Raw genomic sequence first — 22,012 nt, forward strand, 5'->3', positions numbered from 1 at the left:
GTTGCGCGCCCAAAACTAAAGGCAGCGTAGTGCTGCCTTTAGCAAATCAACAGTGCTGTTCCAGAAGGGTTAGTCCTGGCTCACGCTGTCAAGATCGTTGTTCATCTCAGGCTGAGGTTCAGCGCTCTCAGATGGCTCTGCCGGGCTGTCTTCCAGTCGCAGTTCAACTGCCTTTGGACCTTTGCCCCTGCGATCTGGCTCAGTCTCAAAAGAAATCCGCTGCCCGCTGTCCAGCGTTGTCAGGCCGGAGCGTTCAACCGCCGAGATGTGGACGAACACGTCGTTTTCGCCTTCGTCTGGTGTGATAAAGCCGAAGCCCTTATCCAGCTTGAAGAACTTGACAGTGCCTGATTGGCGCGGTCCGCGTTCCACTGGTGGGTAGCTGCGTCGTCCGCCTCCACCACCGTTAGGTCCGTCGCGGAAACCACCGCCACCGCCCTGGTTGCCATATCCACCACGGCCACCGTCGTCCTGCCCGCTTGCGTGGTACCCGTTATTCTGGTCTCCGCCGTACCCTCCCGGTCTGCGGTTACCGTAGGGACCTCTGCGTTCATTTTCCATCCGAGGAGGCGCGTAGGCAACACGCTCGGAATCTGCCGGAAAATATGCTGGTGCCCCAAACTCCGGGCCGAAATTCTGCGAATCCCCAAATTCGCGCTTGCCACCGCGTTTGCTGCGTGGCCGACGACCCGAATTCCCATTATGCATTACAATATCGCCTTTCCTGCGGATTTAACCTGCCAGTATCCGCATGTACTCGCTTTCTCAAAGCCAAATGCCCGTCCGAAAACAAACAAATAATAATATCAAATGTCTTAGTGGGGCTTTGGTTAAGAGCTCCTACCTGCCTTACACCGCAAACACTCCTAGGTTGCTTGGCTGGATAACAATATTGGCCAGTTCAACGTAGGCAATCTTCACGAGTGTGCGGCATATAATAGGGTTTACTCGGGTAATAGAGCAAGCTTTTCCTAGGGAAGTTAGAGGTAAAACCCTGTGAAATAGGGGGTTATGTCATGGAATGAGGAAAAAGAATCTATGATTTACCTCAGAATGACTGAATATTTTTGTTTGATGAAATGAAAGCTGCATGCATTACTGCGGCTGCAATTATAGGTGGCATAAAAATGGATGAGTTTTTTGGAAGTGTGAAAGAAATCAGTCGTATCAGCTTGGTTCCGGCTGAAGGGAGAGTAGCCCGGCATATCTGATTACTGTATGGTGCAAAAATTCGGAATTTGGAGATGAAGCGCTCATGAGTGACGTCAGCAATAAAGCAGACCTGTCAGACATTCAGATAACTGTTGTCCCGGTTACGGCCTTCCAGCAGAACTGTAGCATCGTTTGGAACAAGACCACGCATAAAGCGGTTGTTGTCGATCCGGGTGGAGACGTGGAAAACATCCGTGCTGCGCTGAATGAGCTCGGTGTTACTGTTGAGCATATCCTCATCACTCATGGACACATCGATCACATCGGTGGTGCGGCTGAACTGGCAGAAGCGCTGGGCGTTAAAGTGATCGGGCCACATGAAGCTGATCGTCCGCTGATTGACCGCGTTGAAGAGCAAGCAAAGCAGTTTGGTTTGGACGCTGTGCGAAAAGTGGAGCCAGACCAGTGGCTTGTTGAAGGGGATGTGGTCAACGCGGCTGGTGTTGAGTTTCAGGTACTGCATTGTCCGGGTCATGCGCCGGGGCATGTGGTGTTTTTCAATGCGGATCTGAAGCTGGCGATCTCAGGTGATGTGCTCTTTGCTGGCTCTATCGGACGTACGGATTTGCCGGGTGGCGATCACGATACACTTATTGCCTCAATCAAGAACAAGCTATTGCCGCTGGGTGATGACATTACCTTCCTGCCGGGACACGGACCTGCGTCTTCGATTGGGCACGAGAAGTTAAACAACCCGTTTCTGAAATAGTTCGGGCGATATGCCGAAATGATGGGGAGCTTGGGCTCCCCTTTTTGTTGTAGAAACGCCTGGCGCTATTGGAGGACTGCGCGGAGTTCATCGATCCGTTCGTTGATGAGCCAACCGTAGTAATTCTCGCGCGGCAAATGTGAAGGCCTTGTTCTGCGCTTGTTTCGGTAGGAAATGGCTCGTTCCCAAGGGTTGCCAAGATTGTAGAGCGTTGAGGTGATGCCGGGGTTCCTTGAGATGTCGACGTTGGCCACCTGTTTATAGGCGTTGATGGCATCCCTTAGGACTGCTGCGGTGTAATGGATTGATTTGTTTGGGTCCATCACTGTCTTATAGAGCCCTGACGCATCCTTTGAGCTGAGCTTTGGCAGGCCGCTGATGCTGCTGACCATATCATTCATCTTTAGCGCAGTGAGCGGAGTTATCTGCCCCAAACCGAAGCTTTGCCCTGCATACATTGGTCTGAAGAAGGCTCTGTGAAATGGTTCGTGCGGATAGCGGGTACCGCCGACTGTCTTACCCATGAACCTTGTGTTCCAGACAAGTTCGTAACACCTCCAGCGACTGTTGCTGGTTTCCTCTTGGCGGCATTTGTTAAACTGGGGGCGCTTGACGAAGCTCCAGACTTCTTCTCCCTCATACTGAAAGGAAATCCGAATGCGCGCATATTGCAAGGCCTTCATGTAATAGCCTTGCGCGCTGTCGAGGCTATCGTAATTATAGGTGTGTTCGCCGACGATTGCGCCCAGAATGTGAACGGGATCAATGTTGTATAGAGCGGCAACCTGCTTGATGTTTCGGATCAAGCGATGTTCTCTTTTGAGCACTGCGAGAATGCGTTGGAACTTCTTCTCATATGTCCGATTGAAGGCATTGGTGCGTGTTGCAGACGCAATCGGAATGGTCGGTTGGCTTTTTAAACGGTTGCCAGCGGGCACAACAAGGGGAACATTGGCCTTGGCCGGGCTTAAGAGTAAGTCAGTAGAAGGTAAGGTCAGGGCTATGGCTAAAAGAAAGAGGCTCGTTTTACGCGATAACTTCATAGCAATCAGACTCTGAATTATAATTGTTATCAGTCTTGGTTGCCTGATATTTACCTGAATTATCCTAAAAATTTACTCATAGGTGCGTTTGATCTTGATGGAATAAGTATAGTGTAATTTTTAGCAGGAATGCCCGTTCATGTAGTGGCTGAATTCACTTGAGACGGAAATGCGGACCTGAGTTACCCCACTGTTCAGGAAATCCAATTCAGCCGCAGCAGCTCGGGACAGGTCAATCAAACGACTTTTTGCATAGGGGCCGCGGTCATTTACGCGTACTGTCAATGTTTTGCCATTGCGCAGGTTTGTGACGTGAACGTTGGTTCCCATTGGCAGGGTCAGGTGTGCGGCGGTGAATTTCCTGGGGTCCATCATTTCCCCGCTGGCAGTCTTGGAATGCAGGGCATACCAGGATGCTTCTCCGCATTGTGCGGTTCTGGAAACTTGTATCTGTTGGGGGGTTAAAACAAAGGCGAACAGGACGATCAGCATAGTGGCAATTAGGAGGAGGAGGGCGTAGATGCGGCTGCCGCTATGGGTCAGCCCTTTTGTATTCCATGACATTCCGAGGCCTTTTGGCAGTTTATTTACACCAATTATACAGGGTTCCTCTCACTATTGGGACCAGAGAGATTTTCTGTGTTTGTGAGTTGGTTTATGAAGATTGAAGATACTCAACGTGTTTGTAGTGGTGTGAACCGCTTGAGCTATCTCTGGTAGAAGGGGACAACGATGCAGCAACACGCATTGACTGGAAGACTTATCCTCGCGGACGTGGCGCGTGGTCTCGCGCTTTTGGCGATGGCGATCTACCACTTCTCCTGGGATCTCACATGGTTTGGTATTGTGGGCTGGAACGTGGCCGCTGGCCCAGACTGGCGCTTGTTCGCACAGTTGATTGCAGGGAGCTTTTTGTTTCTGGTCGGCTTCAGCCTGGTATTGGCGCATAAGGATGGTATTCGCTGGAAGAGTTTCTGGCGACGGGAAGTGAAAGTTGCAATTGCGGCGCTTGCGGTTTCTGTGGTCACCTATTTTGTCTTTCAGGATCAATGGGTTCGCTTTGGAATCTTGCACTCCATTGTTGTCTCCAGCCTTCTTGCTTTGCCATTTTTGCGTGTTCACTATCTTATTGCGTTGCTATGTGGTGCCGGGGTGATCCTGCTCTATCATTGGATGGGGGATTTCGTGCTGCCTTATAACCAGCTGTTCTGGCTTGGGCTCACATCTTCTCCGCAGTCTTCCGTTGATTATGTGCCGCTTATCCCTTGGTTCGGGCCTGTGCTGCTCGGGGTTGGGTGCGGGAGTTTCTTTGCGCGTTATGACCTGCTGCGCCTGTTGCGTGGATCTGCGTCACCTAACGTTTTTTCGCGTTTTTTTGCGTGGTTTGGTCGCCATTCACTTGCAACCTACCTTTTGCATCAGCCGATCCTGTTCGGACTTGTTTGGACCGCAGTTACTGTTGGCGTGATCGGTAATACGAGTGGTGAAGCGCAGGTCAGGAGCTTTCAGCAATCCTGTGTGGCTGCTTGTAGTCAGAGTGTGGACGTTGAGCAGTGTGAGCGGGCTTGTGCTTGTACCTCCTCTGAGATGATTGACCGTGGGCTCTGGGAGGAGCTGTTGAGTAGGCCGAATGATCCTGACATGCGGGAGCTTGCGCAGCGGGTATTTCAGATGTGTTTGCAGCGTTAGGCCAGTGTTTACGGATGGAGTATGGCGCCCGCTTTCTTTTGTGAGCGGCCAGCTTTTGTGTAGGCAGAAAAATAGTTCAGTTTGATTCAAATACGAGTGAATCAATTCGCTGGCGTCTGCCTGATATTGCGATTCTGGGTACCCAAAAAAGCCGTTAGGCCTTCATTCCATTGAAAAAAATGACTTTTTGCCCGCTGAAATTTCAGGGGCTGCAGCGTTGCTACGCGCGCTTTCTATGATCGCAAAAATTTCACTCTTCCGTAAACGTAAGCTTCGGAATTGAATGGGTTTTTTGCTGTCAATGCGGAGTTTCTAGATGCACGCGGAAGTCATATTTTGTGCATCTGTTGGGGTGGTGAAAGGGAAACCTCAGAAGAAAAATGCCTAAAACTACATATAGATGGTATTGACCACGTCAAATGTACGGATAATATATTACTCGGTAAATATACGCAGTTCTATTGAAGTGATGTTGGGATATTCGTGTTGGTGGGGGAAGTATAGATTCAGTCTATGCTAATATAGTGTTTTAAACATAGCATCACCTCGCTCTGTGAGGTGGGCTCATCTATTACGACATATTCTCGCATCCCTTCAGAAGTGAGTTCGGTTTTGGGGAATTACCCGAAGCTCACAAGCATGGGGGAAGATAATGCGGGTTTTAAAGAATGCAGGGCTAGGCCTTGCAGCAGGCAGCTTTGTGCTGGCTGGATCAGGTGCCGCTTTTGCGGGTGCGTGGGATAATTTAGGTATTGGCTCCCTTAACCTGCTGTTTGCACCTGAAAAATTTGTGGTTGAGGCGGGTGCGACCTATGTGGATCGAAATGTCGATTACAAGATAACGAGTTCGACGGGCCAACTTGGTGAAGATATTACTGACGGTTCTACAACCGAACGCGTAACGCCAAATGTCTGGGACTACCGAGTGGGCGTTAAGGCTCAGTTGCTGGATAATCTTAATTGTCTTGGGCGTTTCAATGAACCGTTCAATATCAATGAAGAGATGGACCCTTCCTGGAATGGGCGTAACGGTGGGTATGAGACCAAAGCAACTACGTTAGGACTAGATGCGACATGCGCTTATACATTTGACATTGATGGAAGTAGCAATTTCCGGGTGATCGCAGGTGTTAAGGCTATTGACCTGACTTATGAGTCTCATAGCATGGCGACTGTGAATTTCGGGCTTGGTAGGACCGACTACCCTGGTGGCGCTGAGGTTAAGTCAGATGGTATGGCGTGGGGGTGGCGTGCAGGCGTTGCCTATGAGATTCCAGAGTACGCCCTGAGAGCAAGCCTTGTTTATGACTCTGAGGTCTCCGCAGACCTTGAAGGTGAGTGGTATATGAATGACTTGCCTGATGGTTTAGGAGGTAGTTATGACATTACACGGCCAGTCTCTGCTTCAATCACTGCACCTCAATCTGTCGAACTGAATGTTCAGTCTGGGATTGCTCCGGGTTGGTTGGCCACATTTGGTGTGAAGTGGATGGACTGGTCAGTTATTGATCGTCTGACTCTGGTTTATGATGATGCTTTAGGCGGCGTATCAACCGACCGTGACCTTGGCTTTAAAGATGGTTGGACAGTTCAGGCTGGCATCGGGCATCAACTTACTGAAAAGCTTGCCCTTGGTAGCTCGGTTCAGTGGGACCGCGGTGTTGGTGGTAGTTACTCTGACAACTATACCTTTGCAGCTGGTGGTGCCTATGACTTGAATGACAAAGTCAAACTATCCCTCGGTGGGGCGGCAATTTACAAGACTGCTAGCTCAGGTGGTGTTTACGATGATGCGTCACTTGCCGGATACGAATACGACTACGACAGTTCCTGGAACTTCGCTGTAGATACAAAACTACGGGTTGCTTTCTAAGAACGCATAGATTGTTTGATGAAAGCCGGAGCGTTGTCTCCGGCTTTTATTGTTTTGTGGCGGGTTTGTTATCTGATGGCGATTCTGTGTTGTGGGATATCTGTGTGAGTTGCACCGTAATTTGTGTTGATTGTGCAACAGTTGGGTGATGAAATGCACTTATTGCACTGTCGTAACTGCCATCCTAAAGCTCCTAAGTAAATTACGTATAGGTAAGGTTGATTATGGTCTAGTACTTGGTTGACTCTCGTAATCGTCTCCCCTGTATTTAATATTGGTAAATATAATGCCATAATAACTTTGGGTTATATCTAAGGCTATGAATGTCCGCCTAGGCGGAATGACGTAGTATTTATACTTTGGGAGGGGTGAATTTTCCTCTCAATGCGTTATGCATGCAGTCAAGAATATATCAGTTTGCACCTGCAAATTGGTGGGATGGCACTGGCGCGAGGCACGTTGAGGCTCGTTAAGTGCGGATTGCATGCTCGTTGTATTGCTACGAAATATGCTGTAATTTCCGTTACTTACGCAAGTGCTCCCATTTGGATGAACCTAAGTCGGCGTTTTGACTGCCGCGTACGGGGAAGATAAAGGGGGAGAGGGCATGCGTGTTCTCAAGACATTGGCTCAGACAACAATTCTGGGTTGTGCAGTATCCATGATTCCTGCCGCTGCATTTGCAGGCGGCTGGGCTACTGAAGGTATCGCAGAATACGACCTTCTGTTCGCAAAAGAGAGATTTGCGTTTGAAGCCCAGTCTACTTACGGCGCTCGTGATGTAGATTTTAAGAACGCTAAAACGACCGCGGCCGGTAACGATATTAGCTTTTACGGTTCAGATAAAGCCGACGATATCGCACCAAATCTTTGGTTGAACTCTGGCTCAGTAAAATTCGGATTGAGTGAAAATTTCGATTTTTTCGCAAGAGTAAATCAGCCCTACGTGGTTCGCGAGCAACCTGGGTTTGATTGGAATGGTCGCTTTGCGATTGCTGAGACAAATGCGGATGCTCTCGGCATTGATGCGATGTTGAGCTATAAACACGAAGTCTCCGACGGGAAGTTCGTTCGTGTCTTCGGTGGTGTTCGTTCTGTCACGGTTGACTTTGAACAGCTTTCTCGATCACTGGACGTATCTGCAGATCCTCTGGACCCAAGTCAATGGACCGAAGCTGACGTTGACCTCAGTGTAGAATCTGAGCGTGAGTATGGTTTCCGTCTTGGCGCGGCATTCGAAGTTCCTGAAATTGCGCTACGCGCAATGGTTGCTTACGAGTCCGCAATTGGGCTTGATCTCGAGGGTACGCTGAATGGCGTACTGCCGGTTTCTGCAAAAGCTGATCTGCCACAGTCTCTTGAAGCAAAAATCCAATCAGGCATCGCGCCGGGCTGGCTGGCGTCTCTGGGTGTGAAGTGGACCGACTGGAGCGTCCTTAATAAGCTGTCTCTTGATGCTCAGGTACCTGTTTTAGGTACTGTTGAGGATGGCGTTGTGCGTGATCTTGGTTACTCAGACGGTTGGATTGTTGAAGCAGGTTTGGGTCATCAGCTGACAGATAAGCTGAGCGTTGGAAGTACACTTACCTGGGATAAAGGTATTGGTGGTCCATACTCTGATTACTATGCACTCGGTCTAGGTGGTTCCTATGATCTGACCGAGAATGTGAAGTTTTCTCTGGGCGGACGTGCGATTTATAAAACCGCAGGTGAAGGTGCCTATACTGTCGTGAATAGCCTTAGCGGCGTGCCAACTGAGGTCAACGCCGACTACGAGTACGACGCTTCTTGGAACTTCGCGCTTTCTTCAAAAATCCGCGTTGCGTTTTAAACGATCGTATCTATGAGAATTGTGGGGCCGGAGATGATTATCTTCGGCCCTTTTTTATTTTTTGGGGGAGGCGATCAGGTTGCATTCGAAGCGGTTGTCGTTGCTGAATCTGATTTCGACCGAGGGGTGTTTGAACTCGTTGTTGATACGGAAGATTACCGCCTGTGCGCCGAGCTCTCTGAGGTGGTCTGGCAGCTCGTTGCTGAAAAATTTGTAGTGGGCTTTGATTGGGTGGGGGGTCATCTTGATGATCTCGCCGTCAACTGCAATCTCGGCGAATGAGTAGGTGGATCTGGTGTCGATCTCGTAATCAACGAACACCGTTGTTCCACGAAACTCATCAAAGATTTTCTGGCAATGATCGATCATATTTGAGGAAGCTAATCCCGTGCTGACACCGGTTCCCACATGGGCGATGGGTAGCATGAGTTCCTCCATGATCAGCTGCGCTTTGGCCTGTGCGATTGGTCCCAGAACAAACGTGGTGCTTAGGAGTGCAGCGATCACGCAGGATCGGGCGGACGTGTATCGGCGCAGCCTGATGTGGTCTGCCCCATGCTCTGGTGGTGCAAACTGCTTTGAAGCTATGAGTTTATTACGTCCTCTGTTCAAGTAAGTCTGTCCCTTTTGTATCTGCCTTACTGTCTCAGCCTAAAGGGCTCGGTGCTTAGGAAGCATTTGTCTGTGGATTGGTCTCCAGCAGCGATGATGTGGATTACTTCGTCTTCAAAATCGTCTTCCATTGAGAAAATGATCCGCTGGAAGCCCTGATTGCTGAGGGGCGGCGGTATTCTATCAGAGGTGAAGGAGTAGGTGTCCGGAATGCCGAGTGGTGTTAGGTTGACCTGGGTGTTCTCCAGCATTGCAACGGCCCGGTTTTGTGTTGCGCTGATTTGGTACTCAACAAGCACTTCTTCGCCTAAGATAGACGCGTATTTTTCCTGGCAGGCCGTTGTCACAGACAGGTCTGCCGAACCGTCTTCCTTAAGGCCTGCGATATGATTGATCGGCACAAGTACCTGGCCGCTCACGTTATTGGGCGGGGCAGCGTAACTGGTTGCTGCAAGGAGGAGCGAGGTGGAGATAGCAGTGAGCGCACCTGCTCCGAAATGTCGTTTGTTCATTCTTGTTTTTCCTGCTCGATGCATGCCAGATGAGCGGTGATCTGGTGAGCCGGGGGGTGTTGTGACGAGTATCGTTATCCTGAGTGGTCACATGACCGCAACTTCGCAGTTTGCGGCAACCTTTGGCTCCACTCAAATCAATGCGTTCAGGCTGGTTAAGAGCGGGCAACGGGTCCTTTCTAAACCGAGCAGAGAAATTAATAGGATGTTTACGGCAGAGTGATGGAACGAACTAAGAACATACTTTCTTTTCCGAATGACTCACGGCATAGTGTGCCCATGACAAAGCGCCCTACAAATTCTTCCAGTTCTTCGTCCTTGCCTGAAGCTGAGGGGTCTTCCTCCGGCTTTGGTGAAGCTCCGCAGCCAGCTCTTTCCGGTACTCCGTTGTCGGGGTCGGTTTCCGATTGGGCGGATCAGATCGCGGAGGAGGATCTTTCTGGTTTGAAAGCCAAGAAAGCAGCTGAACAGCCGGTAGAAGAGAAATCAGCGCCTAAGAAGAAAGCTGCTGCAAAAACAACCGCTAAGAAGCCAGCGAGCAAAGCCAAGAAAGCGCCTGCCAAGTCCGCGCGAGGCACCTCCATGGGGGCGACCAGTGATCCTCGGGAGCGGGCCAAGGGTGGTCTGAACCCGGTTGCGGGACTGGATATCTCGCTGGAAGATGCTGAGAAGCTGCTTGATAGTCATGTCAAGGAGACGAAGAAGAAGCGGAAGAAAGCCAAAGAAGAGACGATCACCGGAGCAACAGCGACTGTGCAGGCGCTGGCCCGGTTGATTGAGCAGGGGCGTTCTGACGAGGCTGGTGAAGATGCGTGGGTGCCGCATCGTCCGGAGCGGCCGTCAAAGTCCGAGGGCGGGGTTCCGATTGTTCTGGAATCCGAGTTTGAGCCGAAGGGGGACCAGCCCACGGCGATTGCGGATTTGAAAGCCGGCCTTGAGGACGGTGATAATACGCAGGTTCTGCTGGGGGTGACTGGTTCCGGTAAGACCTTCACCATGGCGCAGATTATTGCGCAGACGCAGCGTCCTGCTTTGATCCTTGCACCGAACAAGACCTTGGCAGCGCAGCTTTATGGGGAGTTCAAGTCGTTCTTTCCCAACAACGCAGTTGAGTATTTCGTCTCCTACTATGACTACTACCAGCCGGAAGCATATGTGCCGCGGACGGATACGTTCATCGAGAAGGAAAGCTCGATCAACGAGCAGATCGACCGGATGCGCCACTCGGCGACCCGTTCTCTGCTGGAGCGGGATGACGTTATTATTGTGGCGTCGGTCTCGTGTATCTACGGTATCGGGTCGGTAGAGACCTATACGGCCATGACCTTCCAGCTGGAGGTTGGTGAGAAGATTGAGCAGCGGCAGTTGCTGGCGGATTTGGTAGCGCTGCAATACAAGCGCAATGATGCAGCCTTCCAGCGCGGGACCTTCCGCGTGCGTGGGGATACGATTGAAGTGTTTCCGGCGCACTATGAGGATAGGGCGTGGCGGATTTCCCTTTGGGGCGACGAGATTGAGGGTATTACCGAGTTTGATCCGCTGACGGGCAAGAAATCCGGTGAGCTGCAGCTGGTGAAGATCTACGCGAACTCGCACTATGTGACACCGAAACCAACGCTCAATCAGGCGATGAAGTCGATCAAGGCAGAGCTGCGGCAGCGTCTTGATGAGCTGAACAGTCATGGACGGTTGCTGGAAGCGCAGCGGCTGGATCAGCGCTGTACGTTTGATCTGGAGATGATGGAGGCAACCGGCGCCTGTGCGGGTATTGAGAACTACTCCCGCTACCTGACCGGGCGTGCGCCGGGTGAGCCGCCACCAACGCTGTTTGAATATTTGCCGGATAACGCGCTGGTCTTCCTTGATGAGAGCCATGTGACCGTGCCGCAGATTGGCGCAATGTACCGAGGTGACTTCCGCCGTAAAGCGACGCTGGCGGAATATGGTTTCCGTCTGCCTTCGTGTATGGACAACCGTCCGCTCCGGTTTGAGGAGTGGGATGCCATGCGGCCTCAGACCATTGCGGTGTCGGCGACGCCGGGCAACTGGGAGATGGATGAGAGCGGGGGTGTGTTTGCCGAACAGGTTATTCGCCCAACCGGTCTGACTGATCCTGATATTGAGATCCGGCCTGCCAAGACGCAGGTGGATGATCTGCTGGGTGAAGTTCGCGAGAAGGCGGCCAACGGCTTCCGTACCTTGGTGACGACGCTGACCAAGCGCATGGCGGAGGATCTGACCGAGTATCTGCACGAGAACGGTGTGCGGGTGCGGTATATGCACTCTGACATTGATACGCTGGAGCGGATCGAGATCATACGGGATTTGCGCCTTGGCGCGTTTGACGTGCTGATCGGGATTAACCTGTTGCGTGAGGGCCTCGATATTCCTGAGTGTGCGCTGGTGGCTATTCTGGATGCGGATAAGGAAGGGTTCCTTCGCTCTGAAACCTCGCTGGTGCAGACTATTGGTCGTGCGGCGCGTAACGTGGATGGCAAGGTTATCCTTTACGCAGACAATATGACCGGCTCTATGGAGCGGGCGATTGCGGAGACCAACCGTCGACGGGCCAAGCAGGAAGCGTATAACGAAGAGCATGGTATTACGCCTGAGAGCGTGAAACGTTCTATCGGCGATATTCTGGAGAGCGTTTACGAACAGGATCATGTTTCTGTCGATGCTGGCTTTGCCGAGGAAGGGGCCACTATTGGTCATAACCTCAAGGGCCATATTGAAGACCTTGAGAAGCAGATGCGTGAAGCAGCAGCTGATCTTGAGTTTGAGACAGCGGCGCGGCTGCGTGACGAAATCAAGCGCCTGCAGGAGACCGAGCTTGCGGTTGCCGATGATCCGATGGCGCGGCAGACTTCGGTTGAGCAGCAGACCGGCGGATTTGGTGGTAAGAAGAAGTATGGCGCTTCGGGTAACTTGCCCAAGGCAGAGGCGGATAAGGCTGATGCTGGCAGTAAGGTGCACAAACCAAGGCTTGGTGAAATGGGGCCGGGGACAGACTTGCCGACACCTGCTGGTGCGACAGTCGAGAAGACGAAGCGCAGGACCACATCGGGGCGTAGTACGGGTGGACGTCCGGGTACGCGGACTTATCGAAAGAAGAACTAGGGTTGGCTTGCCAGTTCTAGATGAATGCGGGGTTGTTGCGGGGCTGATGCTGCGCTAACACTGCCGCATTAAGCTGCATTAGGTGATTGGAATCAATGATAAAACACATTGTTTGGGACTGGAACGGTACGCTTCTGGATGATTTTGAAATCACGGCGCAATACGGCATCGACTTTTTTGCAAAAGCCGGGCTGAGTGGTGTGACTTTTGATGATGTCCGGCAACATCATACACGTCCCTTTGCTGACTATCTGAAGGCGTTGCTGGGGCGTGATGCGACCGAGAGTGAGCTCTCCGATTTCCATAGCAGTTTTGGTGAAGTCTACGAGCCGGCGATGTATGACTTGCCGCTGGCGCCGGATGCGTTGCATGCTCTTGAGACCATCAACGGAGCTGGCAAAAGCCAGTCGATTTTGTCGATGGCTCCGCATGAGGAGCTGGTGTCACTGGTACGCCATAATGGCATTTATGAGCACTTTGCGCGTGTTGACGGGGCGCGGGATCTGAAGAAGCACTTCAAGATCGACGCGCTCAGAGCGCATTTTGATGAGCTGGGCGTGGAGCCTGCCAGCATCTGCGTGATTGGTGACAGCCTTGATGACTTTGATGCTGCAAAGGGCCTTGGGGCTTCTGCAGTTTTGGTCTCCACCGGCATGTACGCCCACCATCGGCTGGTTGCCTCCGGTGCCCCCGTGGCAACGAACCTGACGGGCGCTGTCGCGGAGGCGTTGAAGTAGTTTTCTCAGATACCGTCAATCAGATCTCGGCCTGCAAGGAGTTCAAGGGATGACCCTTCCAGGTCGGTTCCGACGGGCTCCTGCTGGCCGCCCAGATGTTTGGCTAGAAACAGTTCGACCACGGCATGATAGGCACGGCGGTTGTGCATTTTCTGAATGCCGTGGCCTTCGTCCGGGAACAGACCGTATGTGACTGGAATGCCGTGCTCTTGCATGGCGGAGACGACTTGCTCTGACTCTGAAGGTTTGACGCGTACGTCTTTGCCGCCCTGAACGATTAGTAACGGTTTTTCAATCTTCTCGACATGGGTGAGAGGCGAGCGTTCCTTCAAGAAGGCACGGCCTTCTTCGGTCGTGAAATCTCCAATCCTTGCTTTGAGGGCGGACCTCCAAGGCTTCCAATATTCAGGCATTGTGTCGATAAAGCTAATCAGGTTGGAGATCCCGACCAGATCAACCCCACACGCGAATTTCTTTGGGGTTTGGGTCACGCCGGTGAGTGCTGCGAAGCCACCATAGCTGCCGCCCATGATAGCAACACGATCCGGGTCGGCGATGCCTTCCTCAATGGCCCAGTCCACAGCATCCAGCAAATCGGTTTGCATCTTGCCGCCCCATTCCTTGTTTGAGGCATTTACGAATGCCTTGCCAAAGCCGGTGGAGCCTCTGAAGTTGACAGACAACACTGCATAGCCTCGATTGGCAAGCCATTGGTGTGTGGGGTGCAGGCCCCAAATATCTCTCCACCATGGCCCACCATGCACGAGCAGCACCATGGGACAGGGCTTGTCTGCATTAACAGGCCGCGACAGGTAGCAGACCAGATTGAGGCCGTCCCTTGCCTTAATCTCGATGGGAGACATGCTTGCCAGAGGTAAATCATTCAGATTGGGTTGAGCAGAGAACAAGCGAGTGGCGTTTCCGGTTGATCTGTCAAAGCAAAAATATTCAACGGGTTTGCAGCCCTGCTCATGCAGAAGGATGAGCTTCTCAGTATCCTCTGACAAGCTGGTGATTTCGATATCGCCCGGAAACTGTTTAACCAGAGATGCAAGAACTGGCTCGAACTGTGGGTCAATGGAGGCCCAAATGTTACGGGCGTAGATGGCTTTTGCTGCCAGCGGGTGATTGGTGCACGGGTGGAGTACCAGGTCGCTGATGTCTGCCTGCGGGTCCTCTGCAAGCACCTTGGAGGTTCGTGTCTGGAAGTCTTCCGCTACAGCTGCAGCTTTGTCTCGTCCGCGACTGTCGATCCAGAATAGAGTTTGCCCATCTTCACTGAACTCAATGGGTTTGGTTGTTAGACTGTCTTCAAAGGGGATGAGGGTGTATCGCTGCCATTCTTTGCCATCAGGTCTATGGAGGTATTCAACCTCGCCGTCGTCGGTGTCGCGCCTGGCGAGGCGGACGTTGAAATCGCTATCGGTCAAGAAACCTGAAAACTGATCGTTCTGTTCAATGAGCTGGCTGTGTCCGGTTTCGAGAGAAACTTTGTATAGGTCGAAGTGTTTTTTTGACCTTTCGTTGTGTGCGACCAGAACTTCACCGGGGTACCTTCTAGAAACCTCATGCAGGTAGGCCGTTACACCGCCTTCAGGGGTTAGAGGGATCGGCTCAGTGCCATCAAGGGAGACGCTCAGAATACAGTAAGTCTCGTCACCTACTTTGTCTCGCGAAATCAGGATGTGCCGGCTGTCGTAGGTCCAATGGACCATGAAACCGATATGGCGGTCCTGAAAATTTGTGAGGGGGCGGGCAGATTGCGGGTCTTCAGTACTGGCGAGCCAGAGATTGTAAACGCCGTTGATGGGCGCAAGAAAGGCGATCCAGTTTCCGCAGGGACTGATTGCGACCAGTGCCCGTTCGACGGGATCAAAGAATGTCTTGCGGGGGATGAGGCGAACTCGTTCCTTAACTTGCATGGATAAAAGCCCTAAATTTATTGCAAAGAAAATGGGTTAGGCCCTGGAACAGGCGGCTCGATAATGAGTAGGAAACAACTGCGCGGAAGTATTACAGGCGCTCGGTTCCTTGTCCAACTTTTGAGCACTACACATCGCTTATTCAGAGGGTGTTTTAGGCGTTTTGGGGTGAGATTGCTGAAGGCTGTTTATGCAAAGAGCGGAGGCTTTAGATCGTTTTGCAGAGGAAGCTGCGTTAGATCAATGTGCTTTGCCTTGGTGTGGTGCACGCTGAGAATGGTTCCGAATTGCAATTGGACGTGTTTTGATGAAAAGAATTCTCTCAGGCCTTTTGGTGAGTGTTTTGATGGTGGGTGGTGTGCTTGCTGAGGAGGGCAAGACGTATTCCGTTAATCAGGTGACGGACGCCAGTGCGGAGACACCTGCTCATATGTTCCGATTTGAGCCGGATCTTCTGGATGTGCCGCTGGGCTCGACTGTTAAGTTTGATAATTTCCACGGCAACCACACGGTGATCTCGATCAGGAAGATGACGCCTGAGGGTGGGCCGATGTTCAAGTTTAGCAAGATGTCTGCTGACCGGTCTGTGACCTTCGATACACCGGGTATCTATGGTGTGACCTGCGGTATCCATGGCCGGTTTGGCATGGCGATGGTGATCAAGGTTGGTGAAGACAACGCTGAGGATTTGCAGGGGGCTCGTGCGGTGGTGCCCGGTGGCCGCATGGGGGCGAAGATCTCAAAGCTGTTGGATCAGCTAGAAGCTAAGTAAGTGCACAAGACTTTTTGTTGTTCTGAATGAGAAAAGGCAGCCGGTTGGCTGCCTTTTGTGTTTGGTCCCTGATTTGGATCCGCTTTGTACTGTAGGTTCTATTCGGCCTGTGCCATGCGTTTCGATTTGATGTAGTGGGGCCCAACTTCAACCAGTAGAATGGCGCTGAAGATGAGTGCGCAGCCAACGATTCCGATGCCGACAATTCTCTCGCCCAGAATGAGTGCTGCAGCCAAAGCGGCAAAGAGTGCCTCGGAGGAGAGCATGATTGCGGCGTCGGAAGGTGTGGTCCACTGCTGGCCAAAGGCCTGAAACGTGAAGGCGATGCCGCCGGAAAGCACGCCTGTAAAGAACAGCTCAAACCATGCGTTTTGCAGGGCCTGCACTGAATAGGTTTCAAAGAACAATGAAAGGACCACGGAGACGGTGCCGACGAAGGCGAACTGGATTACCGCAACGGTGATTGGGCGCCCCGAACCATGGGCGAGTCGGCCAACAAAGATCACCTGTAGCGCCCAGAAAATTGCACAGACCAGCATAAGCAGGTCGCCGGAGTTCAGGCTTGTCAGGCCGCCGCCGAGTAAGTAGATGCCAAACAGCGTGAGCAGGCTGGCAGGCCAGATGAGAAAGTGTGGCCGCCCTTTGAACAGCAGGGTGACTAAAATAGGCGTCAGGACAACATAGGTTGCTGTCAGAAAGCCAGCGTTGGTCACGCTGGTGACGAGCAGGCCATATTGCTGGAGAACAGTCCCCAGTGTGAAGGCAACGGAAACGACCAAAAGCGAGGGAATATGGGCCTTGGTGAGTTTCTTGGTGTTGTGGATGCGGCGTTCGCGCAGCGCAAATGGCAAGATTACCAGTGCGGCCAACAGAAAGCGCAGGCCGACGAACTGCAGTGGACCGAGATTGTCCATTGCGGTTGATTGCGCGACGAAAGCCGTGCCCCAGATAAGGCCGGCCAGAAGAAGAAGAATATTTGCAGATGCTCTGGTCATGCCGAAGCTGTACTTCAAGCATATGAGCACTGCAAGCGCTCTATTGGCGCTTCTGCTGACTTTCTCTTACAACCTCTCGTGGCGATTTTTGCGTTTCTGAATGGTGTCAGAACACAAAAAGGGCCAGGAACATGATGCCGGTAAAGGCTGCAATGACCATGGCTGCAACAGGCCATGGTGACTGGATACGATTTACATGTTCTTTGCGATGGTAGTCGACTGGTGACGTTCTCATTCTGTCCCCCCTGGCCCTGGTCAGTTGTTCTCCTGAGTAGGGGCCGATAGACGCGGATTACATCGATTACTACAAGGGTATATTAATGGATTTTGGTGTGTTCGATATACCACAGGTTGGGCTTAAGCACATCACTCAATTGTAAAAGTGCTGTAGCCCATATTTTATTACAGGTTCAGAGCTTCCAATCCGGCCTCAAGATAGTCAGGCAGCAGCGGCAATCCCAGCAGGTAATTGGAGACCGGGGAACTGGCTCGTTCCCGCGCTTCCGTGAAGGCGAGCTCGTAGTCGCTCTGATCATAATCACCGCGCCCAATCCATGCGATTGCGACCAGTTCGATCTTCTCGTCCACGTTCAGGTCGTCTATGATTTCTCTCAGTTCAGACTCAGAAAAGTCATCGTGCTCTTCTTCTGCCAGCCCTTCATGGTGGTGGGCGCTTTCCAGTTTCTCGGTGTCAAAGGAAAGGTCGCCTTCGTGCCCGTCTTCATAGCTGTCTGGCAAGCTTTCGGAAACATTGCGCGCTTTTTGTACAATCGTGCGAACAGTATCTGCAGATAGTGCTAGTTCTACGGCCATCGTTCGTCCCCGCTTATTACTGTAACAGAACGTTACTCCCGTTCGGAATTAGTCTGCAAGTGGAACTTATCGAACACCTGCCAGTCGTCCAACCGCGCTAGGCGGCAGTATGGTGTTGACCATAGTAATAGGTGCTTTAAACGGCAGAAAAGATAAGGGAATTGGTTAAACGAAGGTTATGGAATTGCGCAAACTTTTCCACCGCGTTTCTGCGCAGTGGGACACCTGATTTCGTTATGGTTAAAAAAAACAGTACATACCGTAGCGGCAGGGGTTGTTTGTGGGAGGCACCTGCGGGTACCATTTGATTCAAGGGCGAAAAAAACAATCAAATTTCCCAGAATTTCTAGGTGCTGGCGGACCTGAGTGCGTTGTGCTGGCAGGGTGTTTTTTTGCCCTGCCGGCACGCCTGATGGCTGCTCCTTCATCCCAAATATTGCATGGTTTCCGAATGAAATTTGGACTCAGCTTTTGAAGGCGTAGAGCTTTGAGAGCACGAAGTTGAACACCATGGACACAAGCGTGGCAAGGATGACGGCAAGATAGTTAGAGAAGTCTTCCAGCAGGATAATCAGCGCGCCATAGGTGGTGTAGTTGATCACCGCGCCCACGCTGTTGACCAGAACGAACCTGACATACTCGCCCAGTGGGCTTCCCTGGGATTGGAATGTGAACACGCGGTTCCAAAACCAATTGTTGGTCATTGCAAGCCAGATGGAGAGGATTCGCGCGATTAGCGGATCAAGCCCGACCACTTGCCAGAAGAAGGCGAGGGCGACCAGATCAACAACCAGCCCGGAGCCGCCGACCATTCCAAAGCGTATGAACTGATTTTCAAGGAACTTGCGCAGAAGGATGTTCACGGGAATAGGGCTCTTATCTCTGGTTTCACCAGCTAAATTTTTAAGGATGGCAATGTGGGAGCTGATTATCTCTGTTCTGCCGGAAATACAAGAGACGCTGCGTTAAGCAACCCTTGAATTCAGTTGGGGAGTAATATTTGAAAAGATCTGCAGGTTTTCACGAAATTTGAGCTGAGAAAGTGGCGTGTTAGCGCTTGCCAAGCCACTGGCTGCGCCTTAGGGTCTGCGCGCACTTATTTTGCGAAGAACGTACCCGCTTCTATTGGAGGGCAATATGGGCTTTATCGCTGACTCGCTGTCTCGTGTGAAACCGTCTGCAACGATTGCAGTGACCACGAAGGCACGCGAACTGAAAGCCGCAGGCCGCGACGTTATTGGTCTTGGTGCTGGCGAGCCGGATTTTGACACGCCAGATAACATTAAAGAAGCTGCAATTGCAGCCATTAATGGTGGCAAAACAAAATACACAGCGGTTGATGGCACTCCTGAGCTGAAACAGGCAATTTGCGCCAAGTTCCTGCGTGACAATGGCCTGAAGTACGAGCCGAACCAGGTTACAGTGAGCACCGGTGGTAAGCAGGTGCTGTACAATGCGCTGGTTGCTACGATCAATCCGGGTGATGAGGTTCTCATCCCAACCCCGTACTGGGTGTCTTACCCGGATATGGTGCTGCTGGCAGGTGGTGAGCCTGTTGTAATTGAAGCGGATCAGAAGACCTTCAAGATTACGCCTGACGCTCTGGATGCTGCGATTACGCCTAAAACCAAGTGGCTGATCTTCAACTCACCATCCAACCCGTCTGGTGCTGGTTATACCCGCGATGAGCTGAAAGCTCTGACCGAGGTTCTGCTGAAGCATCCGCATGTGTGGGTGATGGCTGATGATATGTATGAGCATCTGGTCTATGACGACTTTGAGTTCACCACACCTGCGCAGGTCGAGCCTGAGCTTTATGACCGCACGCTGACTGTGAATGGTGTTTCCAAAGCCTATGCCATGACCGGCTGGCGTATTGGTTATGCTGGTGGACCTGTTGATCTGATCAAGGCGATGGCCAAGGTTCAGTCCCAGTCCACCTCCAACCCATGCTCTGTGTCTCAGGCGGCCGCGGTTGAAGCGCTGAACGGAACGCAGGACTTTATTCCAGTCAACAACAAGATCTTCCAGGATCGTCGGGATCTGGTTGTGTCCATGCTGAATCAGGCGGCTGGCATTGAGTGTCCGGTTCCTGAGGGGGCGTTCTACGTGTTCCCATCTTGTGCAGGCACCATTGGCAAGACTGCGCCATCTGGCAAAGTGATCGAGACAGATCTGGATTTCTCCAGCGAGCTTTTGGAAGCTGAAGGTGTTGCGGTTGTGCCGGGTTCTGCGTTTGGCCTTGGCCCGAACTTCCGGATTTCTTATGCGACTTCCACAGAAGCTTTGAATGAAGCATGCATTCGCATTCAGCGTTTCTGCGGAAACCTGAAGTAAGCTTAGGTTTGCTGAGTGCCAGTTTTTTCTGGCACTCTGGTGAAATGTAAAAAAGGCGCTGCAATTGGCAGCGCCTTTTTTGTTTGTGGTGTCTTGCGACTCTGGAAGCTTAATCCGGGAGGAGGGCGTCCAGAAGGTAGCTGTTGTTGACGAATGTACCGCGGCTTTCTTCCACCAGCGTTTGCATGCCGGCGAAGGAGAAGCGCACGCCTGCCATGACAGATGCGTTTTCGAGCTTCTCTGAGCGCAGGTCTGCGAACATTGTCATGCCATTAGCTGTCTCGGTGTCTGGCTTGAACTCCATACCCATTGCGTAGATATGGTTGTCACGCAGATAGCGGTAGCCTGCATAAAAGCGTGCGTTTTCGCTGGCAAAGTAGGATGCGGTGGCACCGCCCATGACAGAGCCGACGTCGTCGATCATCTGAACGCCGATCAGGCCGTCAACTGTCAGGTTTTCGAAGTGTGCCTGTGCCTCTGCACCAACGTAGCCGAGGGATCCGGCGCCGCCGTTGATCTGTGCGGCAGAGCCAACAACTCCGAAATAGTTGTAGTCCTGCGTGCGGAAGCCCATGCGACCTGTGCCAGCATAAAAGCCATAGTCTTTGGTTCCGCCAGCAGACACATCAAACTGGGATGCAAAGCCCGGACCCTGTCCCAAAGTAGCTGTCCCAGACATAACACCCAGCATCTTGCCTTGGAGTGCCCCAAAAGCTGTTGTAATGCGGGCATTGACAGGATTTGCCTGCGTGATTGTTGGAAGAGTTGCAATGGCTATTGCACTGGTTACGCTAAATAGTAGTCTCTTAAATTCGGAGCGCATTGCTGTTTCTCCATACTCAGTTTCTGAGCGGAGCATTTCTCTTTTTATTTAAAACCACGTTTCAATATGTCCCAAACTGGGTCAATTTATTAGGCTTAATAGTCATGGTTAATAATTGGTTTAGTTTTTAATTAGGTCTGCATCTAACGCAGATTTAATCGATTGATTTTCTGATAACTCGTTCTTAAGGCGCTATTTTTTGTAATTGGTGCAAAGTTGCCTCCAGAGCATCAAAGGTTAACCGATCCGGGCAGGGTGGTTCGTCAAAGTCGGCCCCTGTTTATTTTGTCAATTATGATCACAAATTCTAACAGAGATCACTAAGTAAAAATCACACGAAAACTAAGCGGAGTGTTCACTTTGATTTGAGCAAGGCTTTGACACTCCAAGGGCTTTAGTCTCTTTTGCGCGAAGGTCGTAATGGCTGATTACTGGAGAACAATAATGAAAAAAAGCCTTGCAATTGCTGCTGTTGCCTCTGTTGCCTTCAGCGCACCCGCCTTTTCGGCAGACTTTGTACAGCCTGAGCCTGAACCATACTATCCTTTCAGGCCAGGCGTGGAAATCGGCCTCTTGACTTGTGATCTGGTTGACTATGACTACTTCTTCGTTGGCTCAAGGCACCATCTTGCCTGTGTTTTCAAGTCGCCAACCGGTCAGCGTGTAGAAGGATATACGGGCTCAATCAATCACATCGGGGTTGATCTTGGTCCTGTGACGTCCGGTACACTGATTTGGGGGGTTATTGCTCCTAAATGGAGTCAGAGACCTGGCGCCCTTGAAGGTAATTACGGCGGTTTGTCTGCCGGTGCCGCACTGGGTTGGGGCGGGCAGGCCAATGTTCTGCTCGGTGGCTTTGAGCGCTCCATTGCTCTTCAGCCAATTAGCTTTGAAGGAACAACTGGTGCGAATATCACAGCTGCCCTCACAGGCATGCGACTGATCAGCAATCAGTGATCCCTAAAATCTTATAGGGATTGATATTTATCGCCCGGTGATCCTCCGAGATCAC

At 51.7% G+C, this 22,012-nt stretch carries 20 protein-coding genes; 9 read left to right on the forward strand and 11 right to left on the reverse strand.

Annotated elements, in window-relative coordinates; genetic code table 11:
- Nucleotides 1–69 precede the first annotated feature (69 nt).
- Entirely contained in the window at nt 70–708 is a 639-nt protein-coding gene (locus IE076_RS22975) for a cold-shock protein (RefSeq protein ID WP_280514294.1), read from the reverse strand.
- A gap of 547 nt (nt 709–1,255) precedes the next feature.
- Here IE076_RS22975 and IE076_RS09440 point away from each other — a divergent pair.
- Nucleotides 1,256–1,921: an MBL fold metallo-hydrolase gene (locus tag IE076_RS09440; protein WP_280514295.1), complete on the forward strand. Its 666-nt coding sequence runs from the start codon at nt 1,256–1,258 to the stop codon at nt 1,919–1,921.
- Between the two features lie 65 nt (nt 1,922–1,986).
- On the opposite strand, the gene IE076_RS09445 is transcribed toward IE076_RS09440, so the two are convergent.
- Together IE076_RS09445 and IE076_RS09450 are read right to left on the reverse strand one after the other, a co-directional pair.
- A complete protein-coding gene (locus IE076_RS09445; protein ID WP_189436536.1) occupies nt 1,987–2,964 on the reverse strand; it encodes a DUF1402 family protein in 978 nt (325 codons plus the stop codon).
- Between the two features lie 120 nt (nt 2,965–3,084).
- Nucleotides 3,085–3,456, reverse strand: a complete 372-nt coding sequence (locus IE076_RS09450) for a septal ring lytic transglycosylase RlpA family protein (protein ID WP_209009047.1) — start codon at nt 3,454–3,456, stop codon at nt 3,085–3,087.
- A gap of 240 nt (nt 3,457–3,696) precedes the next feature.
- On the opposite strand from IE076_RS09450, the gene IE076_RS09455 reads away from it, so the two are divergent.
- The 3 genes from IE076_RS09455 (at nt 3,697) to IE076_RS09465 (ending at nt 8,357) form a co-directional block, all read left to right on the forward strand.
- Nucleotides 3,697–4,653 carry an acetyltransferase domain-containing protein gene (locus tag IE076_RS09455; protein WP_189436538.1) on the forward strand — a complete coding sequence of 319 codons (957 nt, stop codon included), beginning with the start codon at nt 3,697–3,699 and terminating at the stop codon, nt 4,651–4,653.
- Nucleotides 4,654–5,305: 652 nt separating this feature from the next.
- Entirely contained in the window at nt 5,306–6,526 is a 1,221-nt protein-coding gene (locus IE076_RS09460; RefSeq protein WP_189436539.1) for an OmpP1/FadL family transporter, read from the forward strand.
- A 607-nt stretch (nt 6,527–7,133) separates the two neighbouring features.
- On the forward strand, nt 7,134–8,357 hold the full coding sequence (locus IE076_RS09465) for an OmpP1/FadL family transporter (RefSeq protein WP_189436540.1): 1,224 nt from the start codon (nt 7,134–7,136) through the stop codon (nt 8,355–8,357).
- A 54-nt stretch (nt 8,358–8,411) separates the two neighbouring features.
- Here the strand turns inward: IE076_RS09465 and IE076_RS09470 are convergent, their stop codons facing one another.
- Nucleotides 8,412–8,969: a hypothetical protein gene (locus IE076_RS09470; RefSeq protein ID WP_189436541.1), complete on the reverse strand. Its 558-nt coding sequence runs from the start codon at nt 8,967–8,969 to the stop codon at nt 8,412–8,414.
- A 26-nt stretch (nt 8,970–8,995) separates the two neighbouring features.
- Nucleotides 8,996–9,481, reverse strand: a complete 486-nt coding sequence (locus IE076_RS09475) for a hypothetical protein (protein WP_189436542.1) — start codon at nt 9,479–9,481, stop codon at nt 8,996–8,998.
- Nucleotides 9,482–9,799: 318 nt separating this feature from the next.
- Here IE076_RS09475 and uvrB point away from each other — a divergent pair, with 318 nt between their 5' ends.
- Nucleotides 9,800–12,601: an excinuclease ABC subunit UvrB gene (gene uvrB / locus IE076_RS09480; RefSeq protein ID WP_443096563.1), complete on the forward strand. Its 2,802-nt coding sequence runs from the start codon at nt 9,800–9,802 to the stop codon at nt 12,599–12,601.
- 95 nt (nt 12,602–12,696) lie between these two features.
- On the forward strand, nt 12,697–13,338 hold the full coding sequence (locus tag IE076_RS09485) for an HAD family hydrolase (protein ID WP_189436544.1): 642 nt from the start codon (nt 12,697–12,699) through the stop codon (nt 13,336–13,338).
- 5 nt (nt 13,339–13,343) lie between these two features.
- Here the strand turns inward: IE076_RS09485 and IE076_RS09490 are convergent, their stop codons facing one another.
- Entirely contained in the window at nt 13,344–15,260 is a 1,917-nt protein-coding gene (locus IE076_RS09490) for a S9 family peptidase (RefSeq protein WP_189436545.1), read from the reverse strand.
- A 307-nt stretch (nt 15,261–15,567) separates the two neighbouring features.
- Here IE076_RS09490 and IE076_RS09495 point away from each other — a divergent pair, with 307 nt between their 5' ends.
- Nucleotides 15,568–16,032: a plastocyanin/azurin family copper-binding protein gene (locus IE076_RS09495; RefSeq protein ID WP_209008998.1), complete on the forward strand. Its 465-nt coding sequence runs from the start codon at nt 15,568–15,570 to the stop codon at nt 16,030–16,032.
- Nucleotides 16,033–16,130: 98 nt separating this feature from the next.
- Here the strand turns inward: IE076_RS09495 and IE076_RS09500 are convergent, their stop codons facing one another.
- The 4 genes from IE076_RS09500 to IE076_RS09510 all read right to left on the reverse strand — a co-directional run bounded on the left by IE076_RS09500 (nt 16,131) and on the right by IE076_RS09510 (nt 18,703).
- Nucleotides 16,131–17,027 (reverse strand): DMT family transporter, encoded by an 897-nt coding sequence (locus IE076_RS09500; RefSeq protein WP_189436546.1) that lies wholly within the window; start codon nt 17,025–17,027, stop codon nt 16,131–16,133.
- Nucleotides 17,028–17,133: 106 nt separating this feature from the next.
- Nucleotides 17,134–17,262 (reverse strand): hypothetical protein, encoded by a 129-nt coding sequence (locus IE076_RS22980; RefSeq protein ID WP_280514296.1) that lies wholly within the window; start codon nt 17,260–17,262, stop codon nt 17,134–17,136.
- Between the two features lie 167 nt (nt 17,263–17,429).
- On the reverse strand, nt 17,430–17,840 hold the full coding sequence (locus IE076_RS09505; protein ID WP_189436547.1) for a DUF3775 domain-containing protein: 411 nt from the start codon (nt 17,838–17,840) through the stop codon (nt 17,430–17,432).
- A 464-nt stretch (nt 17,841–18,304) separates the two neighbouring features.
- Nucleotides 18,305–18,703: a GtrA family protein gene (locus IE076_RS09510; protein ID WP_189436548.1), complete on the reverse strand. Its 399-nt coding sequence runs from the start codon at nt 18,701–18,703 to the stop codon at nt 18,305–18,307.
- A gap of 274 nt (nt 18,704–18,977) precedes the next feature.
- On the opposite strand from IE076_RS09510, the gene IE076_RS09515 reads away from it, so the two are divergent.
- Nucleotides 18,978–20,177 (forward strand): pyridoxal phosphate-dependent aminotransferase, encoded by a 1,200-nt coding sequence (locus tag IE076_RS09515; protein ID WP_189436549.1) that lies wholly within the window; start codon nt 18,978–18,980, stop codon nt 20,175–20,177.
- Nucleotides 20,178–20,286: 109 nt separating this feature from the next.
- On the opposite strand, the gene IE076_RS09520 is transcribed toward IE076_RS09515, so the two are convergent.
- Nucleotides 20,287–21,000: a hypothetical protein gene (locus tag IE076_RS09520; protein ID WP_189436550.1), complete on the reverse strand. Its 714-nt coding sequence runs from the start codon at nt 20,998–21,000 to the stop codon at nt 20,287–20,289.
- Nucleotides 21,001–21,444: 444 nt separating this feature from the next.
- Here IE076_RS09520 and IE076_RS09525 point away from each other — a divergent pair, with 444 nt between their 5' ends.
- Entirely contained in the window at nt 21,445–21,957 is a 513-nt protein-coding gene (locus tag IE076_RS09525) for a DUF992 domain-containing protein (RefSeq protein ID WP_189436551.1), read from the forward strand.
- Nucleotides 21,958–22,012 lie beyond the last annotated feature (55 nt).

This window comes from Pseudovibrio japonicus, from assembly GCF_014651595.1.
Classification (GTDB): Bacteria; Pseudomonadota; Alphaproteobacteria; order Rhizobiales; family Stappiaceae; genus Pseudovibrio; species Pseudovibrio japonicus.

What these genes read in the sequence shown, in the direction of transcription:
- IE076_RS22975 (WP_280514294.1), bottom strand. Translation starts at nt 708, where the DNA reads ATGCATAATGGGAATTCGGGTCGTCGGCCACGCAGCAAACGCGGTGGC.
- IE076_RS09440 (WP_280514295.1), top strand. Translation starts at nt 1,256, where the DNA reads ATGAGTGACGTCAGCAATAAAGCAGACCTGTCAGACATTCAGATAACT.
- IE076_RS09445 (WP_189436536.1), bottom strand. Translation starts at nt 2,964, where the DNA reads ATGAAGTTATCGCGTAAAACGAGCCTCTTTCTTTTAGCCATAGCCCTG.
- IE076_RS09450 (WP_209009047.1), bottom strand. Translation starts at nt 3,456, where the DNA reads ATGCTGATCGTCCTGTTCGCCTTTGTTTTAACCCCCCAACAGATACAA.
- IE076_RS09455 (WP_189436538.1), top strand. Translation starts at nt 3,697, where the DNA reads ATGCAGCAACACGCATTGACTGGAAGACTTATCCTCGCGGACGTGGCG.
- IE076_RS09460 (WP_189436539.1), top strand. Translation starts at nt 5,306, where the DNA reads ATGCGGGTTTTAAAGAATGCAGGGCTAGGCCTTGCAGCAGGCAGCTTT.
- IE076_RS09465 (WP_189436540.1), top strand. Translation starts at nt 7,134, where the DNA reads ATGCGTGTTCTCAAGACATTGGCTCAGACAACAATTCTGGGTTGTGCA.
- IE076_RS09475 (WP_189436542.1), bottom strand. Translation starts at nt 9,481, where the DNA reads ATGAACAAACGACATTTCGGAGCAGGTGCGCTCACTGCTATCTCCACC.
- IE076_RS09485 (WP_189436544.1), top strand. Translation starts at nt 12,697, where the DNA reads ATGATAAAACACATTGTTTGGGACTGGAACGGTACGCTTCTGGATGAT.
- IE076_RS09490 (WP_189436545.1), bottom strand. Translation starts at nt 15,260, where the DNA reads ATGCAAGTTAAGGAACGAGTTCGCCTCATCCCCCGCAAGACATTCTTT.
- IE076_RS09495 (WP_209008998.1), top strand. Translation starts at nt 15,568, where the DNA reads ATGAAAAGAATTCTCTCAGGCCTTTTGGTGAGTGTTTTGATGGTGGGT.
- IE076_RS09500 (WP_189436546.1), bottom strand. Translation starts at nt 17,027, where the DNA reads ATGACCAGAGCATCTGCAAATATTCTTCTTCTTCTGGCCGGCCTTATC.
- IE076_RS22980 (WP_280514296.1), bottom strand. Translation starts at nt 17,262, where the DNA reads ATGAGAACGTCACCAGTCGACTACCATCGCAAAGAACATGTAAATCGT.
- IE076_RS09505 (WP_189436547.1), bottom strand. Translation starts at nt 17,840, where the DNA reads ATGGCCGTAGAACTAGCACTATCTGCAGATACTGTTCGCACGATTGTA.
- IE076_RS09515 (WP_189436549.1), top strand. Translation starts at nt 18,978, where the DNA reads ATGGGCTTTATCGCTGACTCGCTGTCTCGTGTGAAACCGTCTGCAACG.
- IE076_RS09520 (WP_189436550.1), bottom strand. Translation starts at nt 21,000, where the DNA reads ATGCGCTCCGAATTTAAGAGACTACTATTTAGCGTAACCAGTGCAATA.
- IE076_RS09525 (WP_189436551.1), top strand. Translation starts at nt 21,445, where the DNA reads ATGAAAAAAAGCCTTGCAATTGCTGCTGTTGCCTCTGTTGCCTTCAGC.